This is a genomic window from Blautia sp. 2227st1_G12_2227SCRN_220401 (genome assembly GCF_039062885.1).
GTDB lineage: Bacteria > Bacillota > Clostridia > Lachnospirales > Lachnospiraceae > Blautia_A > Blautia_A fusiformis.
In genome coordinates, this window is the sequence record NZ_JBCLNI010000046.1 from 1 (window position 1) to 14,840 (window position 14,840).

A 14,840-nucleotide genomic window follows, 5' to 3' on the forward strand; every position below is an offset into this window, starting at 1 on the left:
GTGATAGCTTCCGATCACGGCCTTATGGTCTTCGATCGTAGTGGAAATTCCATGCGCTACTACATATTCAACCTTTGAATGCATCTCCTCATGGGCCAGATGCTTCTTCCTGGCAGCACTGACAACAGCCTTGGCCATGGAGTGTGGGAAATGCTCTTCCATACATGCGGCGATACGCAACATCTCCTCCGGATCATTGTTGTCAAAAGGAACCACATCCACAACGGTTGGCTTCGCCTTTGTCAGAGTTCCTGTCTTATCAAATACGATGGTATCTGCCTCAGCCATTGCTTCCAGATATTTACCGCCCTTAACTGTAGCCTTATGTGTACCGGCCTCACGGATCGCAGACAATACAGAGATCGGCATTGCAAGCTTAAGCGCGCAGGAGAAATCCACCATTAGGATCGCAAGGGCCTTGGTGGCATTTCTGGTAAGGAGATATGTAAGTGCTGTTCCTCCAAGAGTATAGGGAACCAGCTTATCTGCCAGATGCTCTGCCTTTCCCTCCAAAGAAGATTTCAGCTTCTCAGACTCCTCGATCATGGTAACGATCTTGTCATAGCGGCTGGAACCACCTACCGTCTTTACGCGGATGGTGATCTCACCTTCCTCCACAACAGTGCCTGCATAGGCAACGCTGCCCTCTTTCTTGCATACAGGTACAGACTCACCGGTAAGAGAAGCCTGGTTGACCATAGCCTCTCCATCTGTAACACTTCCGTCAAAAGGAATTACGGTACCCATACGTACAACAACCTCATCTCCCGGCTGGACCTCTCCGGACTCTACCAGGATCTCCTGATCCTCTCTCTTCAGCCATACCCTGCCAACATTCAGGGACATGGTTCTTGCAAGATCACCTACAGATTTCTTATGCGTCCACTCTTCCAGGATCTCTCCGATTCCAAGCAGGAACATGATGGAGCCTGCAGTACCAAAGTCCTGACGTAATACAGACACTCCAATTGCAGTGGCATCCAGGACCGGCACCTCGATCTTACGGTGAAGAAGTGTATCGATTCCCTTCCAGATATATTTCAGGGAAGTAGCTGTTGTATAAATGGCATTCAGCGGATATGGCAGAAAAAGCCTTCTTCCGTAATGGCAGATCACCTTGGAGATCAGCTTCTCCTGATATTCTGCATTCAGTGCTCTCCCTGAGCTCTGCAGCACCTGTGAAGGAACCTCTACATCCTGATAATGAAATTCGCTGATACCACGGATAACCGCAGCTCTACTGCCCCGATAATTTACAACTGCGTCACAGGTTCTCTCGTATACCTTGGCAGAAACCACTCCATCAAGATTCTCGAGATAATACAACAGCGTATCTGCCTGCCCGTAGCTCATCCTCTTCTGAGCAAGATGGATACGAAGCCGGCCTCTTGTCTCATGTTTGATATAAAATTTCACGGAAAATCGCCTCTTTACTCAGCTGTCTCTTCTGCTGCTTCTTCTGTCTCTTCTGCTGTTTCTTTGAATGCATCCTCATCTGCAGTTTCCTCTGCTTCTGTCTCAACATCCTCTACAGCCTCTTCAGCTGCTACTCTTTCCTCATTGATCTCCTTAGCTTCAGCATAAATATCTTCCGCATTCTCCTGAAGATTCGTAGCTGTTTTCATGATGCAGTCCTTAGCTCTTAAAACGGCTGCTGTGCATCCTGTGTAAAGCTTCTTCGCATCCTTGCTTGTGAGGATCTTGATTCCTGCTGTTCCGAAAAGAACGCCTGCTGCAAAAAGTCCTGATTTTTTGAATTTAAAGTCTGCCATAATAATTTCCTCCTGATATATGATTTTTATTTTTTTCTGATTCCCGGTGAGGATTTTTCATGTCCGCCCCGATATTTTCAATATTATAAAATGTCTGTAAAAAAAAGTCCAGTGTTTTTTGTGTGAACTCAGCACAATTCGTTAAATTTTCAGTTATTTTTACCTAACAGTTAATTTTTACTAATAGTTTGATCTGTCTAATTCTTAGTCTGTACAAACCTCTTCTTTCCTATTATATTGTGCCATAGCTTTTCCATACTCACCCGACCTCATGAACAGGCAGCAGCGCCAGGGTACGGATATTCTGTTCACTGATCTCCCCACAGGCCCGAAGTCCTGCAAGGATCACTTCATTAAGCTTCTGTCCGGACAGATGGCATATCGTATCATCATCCAGTTCTACTGTGCAGGCGCCTTTTGTGCTGCATGCCACGCGATACATATTCTTTCGGCTGATAGCACCGATGGATTCCAGCGTATTGACCATACGGTATACTGTAGCTACACCGATCTTCGGATCCAGTGCGGAAGCCCTGTAATAGATTTCCTTACAACAGGAGCACTCTCCCTCCAGGATAATGTCCAGAAGAATCTTTCTCTGTCTGGTGATGCGGAGCCCCTTCTCCTTCAGTTTCTCTATAATAAGATCCCTCTGCATCTCTGTATGTCGGTAGCATCCTGTTTTTTTCTCTTCTGTTTCGGCTTCTGCAATATGCATTCTGATCCCTCCTTTATTGAGAAAACTTTTCTTTTATCTAATAAGTTAGTATACTCCAACTTAGGTTAGTTGTAAATAACTCCTTTGAACTTTTTTACATATTGAGGATTCTGCCTGAATACCGTATAATGTTTCGTGAACCTGTACATAGGAAACCGTCGTTTTGACAAAATGACGAAAAATCCCCTTTCGTTTTTTCGTCAGAATGACAAGAAACTGCCGGAAACTTTGTAAGATTCAGCTCTAGCCCTTTTCTCTCATTTTCGATATACTGTTAACCAGCAAAGGAAATTACGTAAAACAATATATTAATTTTGGAGGGAAACAACAATGGCAAGTTTATCATTATCTCACATTAATAAAACTTATCCGAATGGCTTCCAGGCAGTTAAAGATTTCAACCTGGAGATCGAAGACAAAGAATTCATCATCTTCGTAGGACCATCCGGATGTGGAAAATCTACAACACTTCGTATGATCGCAGGTCTTGAGGAGATCAGCGGTGGTACACTTAAGATCGGTGACAAAGTCATGAACGATGTTGAGCCTAAGGACCGTGATATCGCAATGGTATTCCAGAACTACGCTCTGTATCCTCATATGACAGTTTATGATAACATGGCATTCGGACTTAAACTTCGTAAAGTTCCGAAGGACCAGATCGACAAGGCTGTTCGTGAAGCAGCAAGAATCCTTGACCTTGACAAGCTTCTTGATCGTAAACCGAAGGCTCTTTCCGGTGGTCAGAGACAGCGAGTTGCTATGGGACGTGCTATCGTTCGTAATCCTAAGGTATTCCTTATGGATGAGCCTCTTTCCAACCTGGATGCTAAGCTTCGTGTACAGATGCGTATCGAGATCTCCAAGATCCATCAGAGACTTGGTGCTACTATCATCTATGTAACACATGACCAGACAGAGGCTATGACACTTGGTACCAGAATCGTTGTTATGAAAGACGGTGTTGTTCAGCAGGTTGATACACCACAGAACCTGTATCAGAAACCAGGCAACCTCTTCGTTGCAGGATTCATGGGATCTCCGCAGATGAACTTCCTTGATGCTGTTATCTCCGAAAAAGGCGGCAATGTAATTGCTACGATCGGTGGTGAGCATGAGGTTATCGTTCCGGCAGCTAAAGCTAAAGTCCTGAAAGACAAAGGCTATGTTGGAAAGAAAGTTGTTCTTGGTATCCGTCCTGAGGATATCCATGATTCTCAGATGTTCCTTGAGACATCTCCAAGCAAACCAATGAACTCCGTAGTTAAAGTTTACGAGCTTCTTGGTGCTGAAGTATTCCTGTACTTCGATGTTGACGGAACTCAGGTTACAGCACGAGTTGATCCTCGTACAACAGCTAAGACCGGTGATCCGATCAGATTTGCATTCGATATGGAGAAAGCTCACTTCTTCGACAAAGAGACAGAGCTTACTATCACAAACTAATTCTCGTCGAATCATAAAAACAGAATGTAACCCCGGGGATATGATTTCCCGGGGTTTCTTTTTATTTCACTAGTTTTATTTCACATCAGAAAGGACGCTTTTTATGAAAATACAGCAAACAATTCAAAAATGTCTGGATGACTGGAACCGGATCAGCGGTCTTGATTTCTGTATTCTGGATGAAAATGACCAGATATACATTTCCACAGGGGACCGTCGACTTCCTTCTTCTGAAAAGCTTGCTCAGTTCCGGGAGGATCCTGCCTTATGCATCTCCAACCGCAGCTGCAGTCTGTACAAGCTGAACAACATACCTCAGAGCAATATGCTTCTGATCGTATGGGGCTCCGGAGAGCAGGCTTCTACCATCGGAGAGCTTGCTGTCTGCCAGGTAGAAAGTCTCCTCACTGCCTATACGGAAAAAACAGACAAGAACTCCTTTATGCAAAATCTTCTCCTGGACCGTTATTCCCAGGTAGAAGCTTTTAACAAGGCTGCCCGTCTTCATATTACACCTTCCGCCCGCCGTGCGGTATTTCTTGTGGAAACCAAGCAGCACAAGGACGAAAATGCCCTGGCTACCATCCGCAACATCTTTTCTGCCCGTACACGGGATTTTATCACTGCACTGGATGATTCCGGCATCATCGTAGTACGTGAGCTTCAGAGCACCGAAAGCTACGAAGAACTGGAGGGTATCGCCTGCATGCTGGTGGATATGCTCAATACAGAGGCCATGACCTCTGCCTGGGTTTCCTACAGCAATGTTGCAGATGATATCATGGAGCTTTCCGATGCCTACAAGGAAGCCCGCACTGCTCTGGAGGTCGGCAAGATCTTTTATGCTGACAAAAATGTTTTCGGTTATAACCGTCTGGGCATTGGCCGTCTGATCTATCAGCTGCCCACTCAGGTCTGCAACATGTTTGTAGGCGAGATCTTCGGAGAAGAATCCCTGGAATCTATTGACGACGAAACCCTCAATATCATCCGGACCTTCTTTGAAAATAACCTGAACCTTTCTGAAACCTCCAGACAGCTCTATGTGCACCGGAATACTCTGGTGTACCGTTTTGAAAAGCTGCAGAAGCGGTTTGGCCTGGATATCCGTACCTTTGAGGATGCACTGGCCTTCAAGCTTGCCATGATGGTGTCCGATTACATCACCTATTCCGGAAATCACGGAAAATAGCTCCTGTCCGCAAAAATCCATCAAAAATGCAGGTGCACAAAAAATCCCGGAAACAGCAGATAATGTCTGTTTCCGGGGTTTTCTTTATTTCAGCAGCATCAGATGCTCCGGTGGAAGATACAGATATTCCGGAAGATCTTTACCCGGATCCTCCGTAAAGCTGTTTTTGGGACGCATCCACCATAATCCGGCAGCATTCTCTTCCGCTTTGTTCCGGATCATATACTGATGTTCAAATGTAGTTTCTATGTATTGGTCTACCTGCACTGCCATACAGTTCTCACCCGGCTCTGATTCCGGGCGGATCCAGTGGCCGCGGATCCCTACGTAAGTAATGTCCTCATCTACATTTTCTTCGGTATGGAGCTTCATTTTCCAGTCCGCCGCATAGATCTCGTGAGGTCCCAGCCTCTCCGCTCTGGAAAAATTCTTACAGCCGGTAAGCTTTGCTGCCTCCAGAAGTCCCGGTCTCTCAAACAGCTGCTTTGTCTCCCCGGTCACAAGGATCCTGCCTTCATGTACAATGGAAAGCTCCCTGCAGAATTTATAGGCCTCATCTCTGCTGTGTGTCACAAGGATCATATCTCCCGGATAGTCCTTGAGGAAATCCTGCATCTCCCGCTGGAGCACATCCTTCAGGTAACTGTCCAGTGCGGAAAACGGCTCATCCAGAAGAATAGCTTCCGGCTCTCCGATCATCATTCTGGCCAGTGCCACTCTCTGCTGCTGTCCGCCGGAAAGCTGTGAGGGCAGGCGCTTCTCCAGCCCCTCCAGATGATATCGCCGGATCAGATCTGCCACTTTTTCTCTGGCGGAGGATTTTTCCCCACGATAACCGCAGCGGATGTTCTGTTCCACTGTCATGGTTGGGAACAGCGCATAATTCTGAAACAGATATCCGATCCGACGCTTCTGGGGCTTCAGATCGATCCCTGCTTCAGAATCAAACACTGTTTTTCCATTGATGACGATCCTTCCATTATCCGGTGTTTCGATTCCTGCAATACAGCGTAAGGTCATGCTTTTTCCGCTGCCGGAAGCACCAAGAAGCCCAATGGCTGCCGAACTGCCTTCAAAATCTACCTTCAGGAAAAAATCACGGAAGTTTTTTTCGATATTTACTTTGACTGCCATCAGATCCACCTTCTTGTTCTCATACCTTTTCCGGATACGATATTGATCAGCGCTACGATCACAAAGGAGATCAGCACGATCACAACGACCCAGAAGCCTGCAGTTCCGTAATTTCCGGCTGCTGTCTCTGATGCAATGGCAACAGAAACTGTTCTGGTTTTTCCAAGGATATTTCCGGCAAGCATGGAGGTTGCGCCATATTCTCCAATCGCACGTGCAAATGCCAGCACTGTTCCGGATGCGATCCCCGGTCCTGCCGCCGGCATGACTACCCGCCAGAATATCCGGCTGTCGCTCATCCCCAGAGTCTGACCTGCATGGATAAGATTTATATCCACCTGTTCAAAAGCAGCCCGTGCATTGCGGTACATCAGCGGAAATGCGATCACTGCCGCTGCGATCACACAGCCCTTCCAGGTCTGCACGATCTTAATATCAAAATTATCCAGAAGAAAGCTTCCAAAGGGCCTTTTCAGACTGAAGATCAGTAGCAGAAAAAATCCAGCCACTGTAGGAGGAAGTACCAGCGGAAGAGTAAGGATCCCGTCCAGTACTGCTCTGGCTCCCGGCTTCAGCTTCATGATCTTCCGGGCGCAAAATATTCCCAGAAAAAAAGCGATCACTGTGGCTGCCAGACCTGTTTTTAAGGAAATCCACAGAGGACTCCAGTTTATTTCTCTCAAAAATTCTGTCATATTTCATTCCTGTGCCGGCATTTACTGTGTTTCAATATTTACTGCCTGCCGTTTTTCTACATCATACTCATTTGGATGTGCTGTCTGCGGAAGCTGTGCTGTCCTCAGCCTCCGTGTTGTCTGCAGAAGCTTCTGTGGCATCCTCGGAATCCTCATCCTCATATGCTGTAAATCCATAGCCCTCAAATACCTTGATCGCTGCATCAGACTCTACATAATCAAGAAAAGCCTCTGCTGCCCTGGTATCGTCTTCCGATGCTTCCTTGTCCTCGATAAGTCCCACAGGATAAAGAACCGGCGTCTTAAGGCTGTCTGCCGGCGCCTCTGCGATGATATCTACTTTATCAGTAACAGACGCAGCATCTGTCGCATATACAACACCAACCTCATTGCTTCCTTCACTGACTGCTGCAAGTACATCCGTTACATTCTTGCACTCGTTGATCTCCATTTTGTTTACATCGTCCATGATCCCAAGATTGTTAAAGATCTCACGGGCGTACTGTCCCACCGGAACATCCTCTCCTGCAAGCGCCATATTTTCAGCGTCTGTGATATTCTCGAATCCTGTTACCTTTGTCTCTCCGTCCTTTGGTCTGATCAGAACGACTTTGTTCTCAAGAAGATCCTTAACGGTGTCTTCCTTTGTCAGTTTTTCCTCTGTGAGGGCATCCATCTGTTTATCTGCTGCTGAAAAGAAAAGATCACAGCGTGCACCTTCCTCGATCTGTGTCTGCAGTGTACCTGAGCTGTCTGCACTGTAATAGATCGTTACATTCGGATAAAGCTCATTGAAATCCTTCTGGATCTCCTCCATGGAATTGCTGAGGCTGGCAGCAATAAATGCATAAACCTCTCCCTTCAGGTTCTCATCACCTTTCACTTCTGTGTCCGCCGCAAAAACAGTTCCGGTCATAAGGCCTGTTGTTAAAATTCCCGCGGTAAGGGCTGCTAAGATTTTTTTCTTCATCTTTTGTTTCTCTCCTTTTCCGTTTCGTTCAGTTTTGTTTAGTTTTGAATGGTTTTGTTTAATTTTACCGAAAGGAAAGTTTCTTGTCAAGCTATAAGGCATTGCTGTTTTTCTCTACAAGTGCTATCATAAATACATAGTTGACAAGCCAGGCGGATGTTCACGATCCGCTTCGTTTCTTATCATGAGTGGCTTACAGCACTCCTGATACAGACAAATCCCACACAAGGTTCATTGCTCTGCACAACGGAAGCAGAGAACTTGCCTGATCCGGTTCATTCAATATTCAAGAAAAGGAGAATTACTTATGAAACTCAGTGCACGTAATCAGTTAAAAGGAAAAATCATCAACATCAACCAGGGAGCTGTAAATTCCATCGTTTCCATCGATATCGGTGGTGGAAATATCATCACTGCTACCATCTCCTGTGCGGCGGTGGAAGAACTTGGACTGAAAGTAGGCTCTGATGCTTACGCAGTGATTAAGGCAACCAATGTTATGGTAGGTATCGATGAATAAAGTCTACACAGCACAGGAAGTTGCAGATAAACTAAAGATCAAAAAATCCACAGTATATGACCTGATCAAACGCGGAGAGCTTTCCTCCTCCAAAGTCGGCAAACAGCTGCGGGTCAGCGAGGAACAGCTGTCTCAGTATCTTAAGGGTTCGGAATGTTCTGCGTCTTCTGCTCAGTCTTATGATCACCAGCCGGAGAGTTCTCTTTTGAAAAGGGATTATCTTCTGCATTCCAGTGGACTGATCATCAGCGGACAGGCTTCTCCGGCTCTGGATTTTCTCCTAAATCAGCTTCCCACACACCCGGACAATCTGCCGGTTCTGCAGTCTCACATGAACACCTACAACGGACTGTATTCTCTCTATTTTGAAAAAGTCCACATTGCCTGTGCATCCGCCTCACCGGAAGATATCCATAGCCTTATACCCGGTATCCCACTGACTGTGATCTCTCTGTGTCAATATCCTGTCGGCTTCTATGTAAAAAAAGAAAATCCCAAGAATATCCGGGGATTTTCTGATCTTACACGGGCAGATATTATTTTTGTGAATCGCGAAAAAGGAAGCAGCCGTCGTATCCTTCTTGACCGTACACTTCTGTCTTCCGAAATTTCACCGGATTCCATATCCGGATATCGAAATGAGCTTGTTACCGATCACTCCACGGCTGCTGCAGTGGCTGGCGGACAGGCAGACATAGCTCTTGGCGAGGCCTGTGTAGCGAGAAGCTTTCCGGAGCTGGATTTTCTTCCTGTTTGCCAGGAATCACTCTTCCTGGTTATGCAGACCAAAAATCTGAGCACCCCCGGCTTTCAGGCCGTAGCGGAAACCATTGCATCCGAACCTTTCCGCCGGTTTTTAGCTCTTCAAACCGGATACGATACTACTAACACCGGAAATATCCGGCATATTTAGGGCTAAGAAAAACGCTTATGTAAAAAATTCTTCCACAACCATTTCTTTGATAATACAAAATCAGCCAGCACGTCAATGATCACTCCTTATTTTTGCCCAATTAAGGAAGTTTCTTGATCCTATGACTGCTGGCTGATCTTTATTTATTCAGATATTGATATACTCTTGAAGAAATCGAACGAATTCCGTACAGTAAATGATCTTCGGAAGCGCCTTCTGAAAATATACATAATACATAATTTGTTTTCTTTCCATAGACGATTGCCATATCATGCTGAACTGAGCTTGTCTCACCAGTTTTGTTCGCGCATACTATACCTGTCGGAAGACCTGATGGAATTTTGTATCGTTTCGTCTGATGCAGTAAAAGATTTAGCATTTCTCTGGAATACTGTTGAGAAACACACTGACCTCGATAGATTTTTTCTAAGAGTATCCCACAATCTTTTGCAGATGCCGTGTTACGCCAGCCATCACTGCTCCAGGCAGAAGAAGACGGATGCAGGGAACTGTGACAACCGGTATTTTTGTAACCGTTCTTTCGAAGATATTGGTTCACTACAGCCGTTCCTCCTACAAAGCTTCCGCCTCCCTGACGCCTTACCAGTTCATTATAACATTCATTATCACTGACGGTGATCATATCCCACAGCAAGCTGTACACACCGGAGCTGTATTGCATTTTTCCCTGACGGATCTGATCATAGACCGACGCCATCACAAATGCCTTGATCGTACTTGCCGGATACATTTCCCGATCATTTATGTTTACAACATTTCCTGTTTTCAGATCTTTTATATAAACAGACCAGTCTCCACCGTAGGCAGAAACAAAGCTCTCCAATTCCGATTTAAATGCACTTAGAGCATACTCTGATCTTGTACTTTTTCTTCCCTGCCAGTCCACATACTGACCATCCGGTGTTTTCATATTTTTCGCAATGGTTCCGTTCGATTTCAGGTAATAACCATCTTTCCACCGGTTCACCAGCATTTTTCCATTTTGGTCTACATAATATTGCTGGCCCTCACAGGTTACCCACCCTGCCTTCTGTACCATTCTTCCGTTATCATTGCCAAAATAATAAATTCCGTTAAACTTTTTTCCCTGAACTGTTTTGTTCACTTTATGAAAAGACGGACACATGCAGATTCTTCCGGTTCCATAGAAATAATAATAACCACCTTTAAAATTACGCCCACCGAATCTTCTCTGTCTTATATAGCGTACTGTTCCACGATCAGCCAGTTTTCCGTACGCTTCCACATAATAAATGCCTGCGATAATTTTTTTGCCCCGTACCTTCTGTTCAGCTATGTTTACAAAGCCACGCTCTCCCTTTGAAATTCTTCCATTGGAGTCTGTGATGTGGTATTTATCAAAGCGGACACCAGAAACTGTCTTTTTATCGAAATAATAAACGGATTGCTTTCTCAAAAGTTTTCCGTTTTTATCAAACATATAAAATCCTGTTTTTAAAAACTCTGTCTTTGGGATTGACAAATAACGTAATCCGGTAAGTTTTCGCTTATTAGAATCTTTCAAATACCAGTTCCCGCCAGATTTCTGAAGATAATTTCCACTGTTATCCCAAAATCGTACCGTTCTTTCAGCAGCCTCGACCTTTATCTCTGTACTTCTGGCACCAATAATACATCCAAAAACCACTACTAATATCAACCAATATATACAAACTGTTTTTTTTGCTTTCATACTTTAACAAGACCTGCCACAGACGATGGCAGGTCTTTCTCCTTTATCTTTATTATCCTATTTTCACACAGATGTTCTGGATCAGGCGGTTGTATCCGCTTACCTTTTTCAGCCATTCCAGCGCTATGGACACTGCCAGTGAAGCCAGCAGAAGCGTCAGTGTATTGGTCAGAAAATATCCACTCACATACACAAAAGAAGATTTTCTTATAAATGTATGTATCAGAAATATATTCATGGAATGTTTTCCGAGGAACAATAAAATCTGTCGCACTCCCGGAATGACATTAATAAATTCGCAGCAAAATGCCATAAATACAATTGGATACACACCCCAGTGGATCTCACTGTATACCGTCAGCGGCAAAGTTCTGTACGCTTTATACAAAATAAACACCGCAAGAAGCTCCAGAAGAAATTTGAAAACATGCTTCATTCCAGCATTCCATATCTTAAACCATCGGTTAAACAGATCATACTTGGCTACACACATTCCCATGAGAAATACCGGTAAAAATGCATAAATACCCGTAATTCCCATAACCTCCAGGGAAATTATCCGTGGAAATGCTGCAACAGCCACAAGAATAAATACCAGATATTCTTCCTTTATCATAAACAGTGGCACGCAGATGATAAAAATGATCGCCGCACTCATATACCACCAGGTTCCGTTCAGAGTCGAAGTTCCGAAAAGTTTCGCCAGACCAAAAAAATCCAGCACCATTGCGCTAACACCTTTGGCAATATTTCCGTTTCCGAAATATCTGGCCACGGCATAGCCGTTATAAAGCTGCGAGCTCACAACAGAAAGCCCCCATATAATCCAGAACCCTCCCATTGTTTTTATCAGTCTTTTGGCTGTCCACTTGCCAGGTGTAGAATTATTTTTTCTGTAACTGAGATACAGTCCGTATCCGGAAATAAATGCATAGATCGGTACACAGATCTTAAATGTTCTGCACAGATACATGATCCGATCTGCTGAAAACGGAGTGAAAACAACATTCAGCCCCTCAAATCTATCTTGACTCAGATACATATGATGGAACAGCATTATAACAATGGCAATGCCCTTCATCGCCTGAGAATTATATTTATCAAACTTTATTGCCTGCTTTCCTTCCAAAATCCAACCTCCATATTACCGATTCTCGATGATCCTCTCATAAACTCGTTTGGAACAGTTACGGTCATTAAATGCAAAGGTCTCATCCATTCGTTTCCGATATTCCTCTTTCATCTGACAGCCGTCTGCCATATATTCGATGATCCGGTCCACAGTTCCGTCCAGTGTATGCTCCACCTCTCCGAAGCCATCTCTCTCATAGTCAAAGTATCCCTCTGTGTAGGAATGCGCGCCACTGAAAAAGCTGTCTCTGTCAAACTGGGAGTATACGATGGGTTTTCTTAAATATGCAAAATCAAAGGCAACCGAAGAATAGTCCGTGATCATCAGATCTGTCTGGGCAAAAATGTCCTTGTAGGAATAAGACGAATCCATAAATTTTACCCGTGGATCATGACGGAACATATGCAGACCGTCAATGGTATTTGGGTGAGGCATGAAGCAGATGGTATATCCGTACTTCTCTGCCGCTCCCAGAAGTCTTTCGTTGTTGAGAAGATCATCATAAAAATGGAAATATTCGCTTTCCTGAAATTCTTTTCCAAGCTGCCATACCCCTCTGGCATCGGTTCCTGAGGAAAGGCTTTTGCGCCAGGTAGGCATCACCGTCACATACTTACGCTCATCATGAACCAGACGGTCATAACGCGGCATTCCCGTAAGCCAGATATTTTTTTCCGGATAAAAATAGTCATAGGTAAAGGCAGAATCATATTCCGGCTTTGTGCTGACGATAAATCCGAAAAGATTACGGTTGTATTTGTTCAGCCACTTGGACTGGTTGTCTTTGGTCACACCATGCTGTAAAAATACCAGCTTTTTGTCATAGATGATATCGCGGTACAGATACTCCAGCTTTCCAAAAGGATTGATCACCGGTTTGTTAGCCTGGGAGGACAGTGAAAATTCATTCAGCAGGAACAGAAGCTTATGCTTCCAGGAGAAAGGCTCCACAACCTTTCCAAGCTTCTTCATTTCCACATAATCCTGTGTATCCTTGTTGACTACAAAGTACGGCTCCACCGTAGGGTCCGGATTGGCGCAGAGATAGCGGAACATCACTTCGCCGTTGTCATCTCCGCGTGTTGTACGATCGGAGATCAGCCAGATCTGCTTTTTCTGCTTTGCCTTCTGCATCTCGTAGAGCTTACGTACGAGAACTGCCTTTTTTCCGGCCTTTCCCTGAGAAAATATTGCTTTGGTGCGTTTTTTCTTCAGCTGTTTCTCCCTACTCTGACTGTATGGCTCTACCGTTACTTCATACTGATGGCCCAGAACCTTTGCATCTTCCTGATCCTCTCCACGGATCATCCGGACTTTTTCGTTAAGATACAGAAGCTTATCCTCTATATGCAGGAAAAGCGGCAGCTTCTTTGTAAATGGCACATATTTTCCGTAGGAAATATTGTACATTTTATTTATATGTCCATCTGTGCCTGTGCCCCAGCTGATAAACTCCCGGATCTCGGAAAGCGGAATGTCCACGATATACAGCTTCTCAACGGCACTTTCTTCTCTGCACCAGCCGGTTCTTTCCAGTGTATATTTCCATCTGGCTTCATAGGTGTTGCCACCAGTCATCATATATGCACGGTTTGTCCTGCTCACAGGCTCCACAATGGAAAATTCACAGTGCAGCTGGTCTTTTTCCGGCTGGAATATCTTGACACGGAGATTGTCATATATGGGATTCAGGATCGTGTCTGCCTGATCCGGAAATTTTTTGCATATATCCGGATAATATTTTCGGAGAAGATATACTTTGTTTGCCCTGCTGATATGCTGATTGGACATCACGATCTCCGGAAACTCCATCTGCTTCAGGAAGCTTTCGATACCTTCCTCATATCTGCACTTTTTCTCTTCATCAAGCTTCTCGTTATCAAATATGATATCAGCTATTTTTGCGCTGTAATACAGCAGCACATAATCTGCATTTTTTTCATGAACAGGATTTTCTTTTATTCTGCAGTCTGCGATCTTTCGGAAAAATTCCTGATAAAATACCTCCAGCTGGTCCGGATCCTGCAGCATATTCTTCCAGTCCTCCACCATGAGATGGTCCGCAAGGATCTGCACATAGATATCTTCCCCTGAAGCCACTCCCAGACTCCGGCAGCTTACAACGGACTGATATACCATGGTCATCACATCCAGATACCAGATCTCCGGACGGATCTCGGATACCCATTTCACCTGATCTGCGGCAAATGCGTAAGCGGTATACAGCTGATGCAGAAGATATACATTGTTATCCAGCGTTGTTTTTTCGGTGAAACGGTTACAGTAATTATTATGCTCCCGCACATGGATATTTCCTTTTCCACGGATCTTTGTTAGGACAACATCTCTGTTTTCTTCCTCAAAGCAGCGTCTGATCTCTGCACTGGATTTTGGGGAAAAACGGATTCCGGCTTTTGCAAAAACAACATAGCTTCCGGCTATCTTATCCTTCAGCTCCGCCACAAGATCCCCGCATTCCAGTCCGTCAATATATAAAAGATCCCGGTCATCCAGTATCTCCCGGAAACGAGGATCCTCCGGATTGAACTCTCCGTAGATCTTATCCAGCTCTTCGTCCTTGAGCTCTTTCTCCTTTTCTCCGGCTTCCTCCAGCTCCCGCATGTCCCGTTCATC

The 14,840-nt window shown here is 44.8% G+C and carries 13 protein-coding genes; 4 read left to right on the top strand and 9 right to left on the bottom strand.

The annotated features are described in order from the left end of the window. From ABCM67_RS15400 to ABCM67_RS15410, 3 genes are all read right to left on the bottom strand, one after another. Positions 1-1,416, bottom strand: a 1,416-nt coding sequence (locus tag ABCM67_RS15400; RefSeq protein ID WP_342993004.1) for an HAD-IC family P-type ATPase, incomplete at its 3' end; no start/stop codon positions are given. 14 nt (positions 1,417-1,430) lie between these two features. After that, positions 1,431-1,772 carry a DUF6110 family protein gene (locus ABCM67_RS15405; protein WP_092073099.1) on the bottom strand — a complete coding sequence of 114 codons (342 nt, stop codon included), beginning with the start codon at positions 1,770-1,772 and terminating at the stop codon, positions 1,431-1,433. 259 nt (positions 1,773-2,031) lie between these two features. Next, positions 2,032-2,490, bottom strand: coding sequence for a transcriptional repressor (locus tag ABCM67_RS15410; RefSeq protein WP_242872653.1), 459 nt, complete (start codon positions 2,488-2,490; stop codon positions 2,032-2,034). A gap of 330 nt (positions 2,491-2,820) precedes the next feature. Between ABCM67_RS15410 and ugpC the strand changes: the two genes are divergently transcribed. Together ugpC and ABCM67_RS15420 are read left to right on the top strand one after the other, a co-directional pair. Continuing rightward, positions 2,821-3,936 carry a sn-glycerol-3-phosphate ABC transporter ATP-binding protein UgpC gene (gene ugpC / locus ABCM67_RS15415; protein WP_092073095.1) on the top strand — a complete coding sequence of 372 codons (1,116 nt, stop codon included), beginning with the start codon at positions 2,821-2,823 and terminating at the stop codon, positions 3,934-3,936. 103 nt (positions 3,937-4,039) lie between these two features. After that, a complete protein-coding gene (locus ABCM67_RS15420; RefSeq protein ID WP_021651931.1) occupies positions 4,040-5,128 on the top strand; it encodes a helix-turn-helix domain-containing protein in 1,089 nt (362 codons plus the stop codon). Positions 5,129-5,212: 84 nt separating this feature from the next. On the opposite strand, the gene ABCM67_RS15425 is transcribed toward ABCM67_RS15420, so the two are convergent. From ABCM67_RS15425 to modA, 3 genes are all read right to left on the bottom strand, one after another. Continuing rightward, positions 5,213-6,262, bottom strand: coding sequence for an ATP-binding cassette domain-containing protein (locus ABCM67_RS15425; protein WP_147602837.1), 1,050 nt, complete (start codon positions 6,260-6,262; stop codon positions 5,213-5,215). Continuing rightward, positions 6,262-6,957 carry a molybdate ABC transporter permease subunit gene (gene modB / locus ABCM67_RS15430; protein WP_147602836.1) on the bottom strand — a complete coding sequence of 232 codons (696 nt, stop codon included), beginning with the start codon at positions 6,955-6,957 and terminating at the stop codon, positions 6,262-6,264. Before modB ends, ABCM67_RS15425 begins: the two co-directional genes overlap by 1 nt. 67 nt (positions 6,958-7,024) lie before the next feature. Next, positions 7,025-7,927, bottom strand: a complete 903-nt coding sequence (gene modA / locus ABCM67_RS15435) for a molybdate ABC transporter substrate-binding protein (protein ID WP_044961707.1) — start codon at positions 7,925-7,927, stop codon at positions 7,025-7,027. Between the two features lie 307 nt (positions 7,928-8,234). Between modA and ABCM67_RS15440 the strand changes: the two genes are divergently transcribed. Then, the gene (locus ABCM67_RS15440) at positions 8,235-8,447 is read left to right on the top strand and encodes a TOBE domain-containing protein (RefSeq protein ID WP_015527392.1); all 213 of its coding nucleotides are present in this window, start codon (positions 8,235-8,237) and stop codon (positions 8,445-8,447) included. Continuing rightward, the gene (locus ABCM67_RS15445; protein WP_147602835.1) at positions 8,440-9,360 is read left to right on the top strand and encodes a helix-turn-helix transcriptional regulator; all 921 of its coding nucleotides are present in this window, start codon (positions 8,440-8,442) and stop codon (positions 9,358-9,360) included. Before ABCM67_RS15440 ends, ABCM67_RS15445 begins: the two co-directional genes overlap by 8 nt. Positions 9,361-9,499: 139 nt before the next feature. On the opposite strand, the gene ABCM67_RS15450 is transcribed toward ABCM67_RS15445, so the two are convergent. The 3 genes from ABCM67_RS15450 to ABCM67_RS15460 all read right to left on the bottom strand — a co-directional run. Further along, entirely contained in the window at positions 9,500-11,074 is a 1,575-nt protein-coding gene (locus ABCM67_RS15450; RefSeq protein WP_118752897.1) for a serine hydrolase, read from the bottom strand. 52 nt (positions 11,075-11,126) lie between these two features. Continuing rightward, complete coding sequence (locus tag ABCM67_RS15455; protein WP_059086127.1) at positions 11,127-12,203, bottom strand: acyltransferase; 1,077 nt, start codon at positions 12,201-12,203, stop codon at positions 11,127-11,129. Positions 12,204-12,218: 15 nt separating this feature from the next. Continuing rightward, on the bottom strand, positions 12,219-14,840 hold a 2,622-nt coding region (locus ABCM67_RS15460), incomplete at its 5' end, for a CDP-glycerol glycerophosphotransferase family protein (protein WP_342993005.1).

Bases quoted from the DNA above. Each gene is read 5' to 3' on its own strand.
- ABCM67_RS15405 (WP_092073099.1), bottom strand. From the start codon at position 1,772: ATGGCAGACTTTAAATTCAAAAAATCAGGACTTTTTGCAGCAGGCGTT.
- ABCM67_RS15410 (WP_242872653.1), bottom strand. From the start codon at position 2,490: ATGCATATTGCAGAAGCCGAAACAGAAGAGAAAAAAACAGGATGCTAC.
- ugpC (WP_092073095.1), top strand. From the start codon at position 2,821: ATGGCAAGTTTATCATTATCTCACATTAATAAAACTTATCCGAATGGC.
- ABCM67_RS15420 (WP_021651931.1), top strand. From the start codon at position 4,040: ATGAAAATACAGCAAACAATTCAAAAATGTCTGGATGACTGGAACCGG.
- ABCM67_RS15425 (WP_147602837.1), bottom strand. From the start codon at position 6,262: ATGGCAGTCAAAGTAAATATCGAAAAAAACTTCCGTGATTTTTTCCTG.
- modB (WP_147602836.1), bottom strand. From the start codon at position 6,957: ATGACAGAATTTTTGAGAGAAATAAACTGGAGTCCTCTGTGGATTTCC.
- modA (WP_044961707.1), bottom strand. From the start codon at position 7,927: ATGAAGAAAAAAATCTTAGCAGCCCTTACCGCGGGAATTTTAACAACA.
- ABCM67_RS15440 (WP_015527392.1), top strand. From the start codon at position 8,235: ATGAAACTCAGTGCACGTAATCAGTTAAAAGGAAAAATCATCAACATC.
- ABCM67_RS15445 (WP_147602835.1), top strand. From the start codon at position 8,440: ATGAATAAAGTCTACACAGCACAGGAAGTTGCAGATAAACTAAAGATC.
- ABCM67_RS15450 (WP_118752897.1), bottom strand. From the start codon at position 11,074: ATGAAAGCAAAAAAAACAGTTTGTATATATTGGTTGATATTAGTAGTG.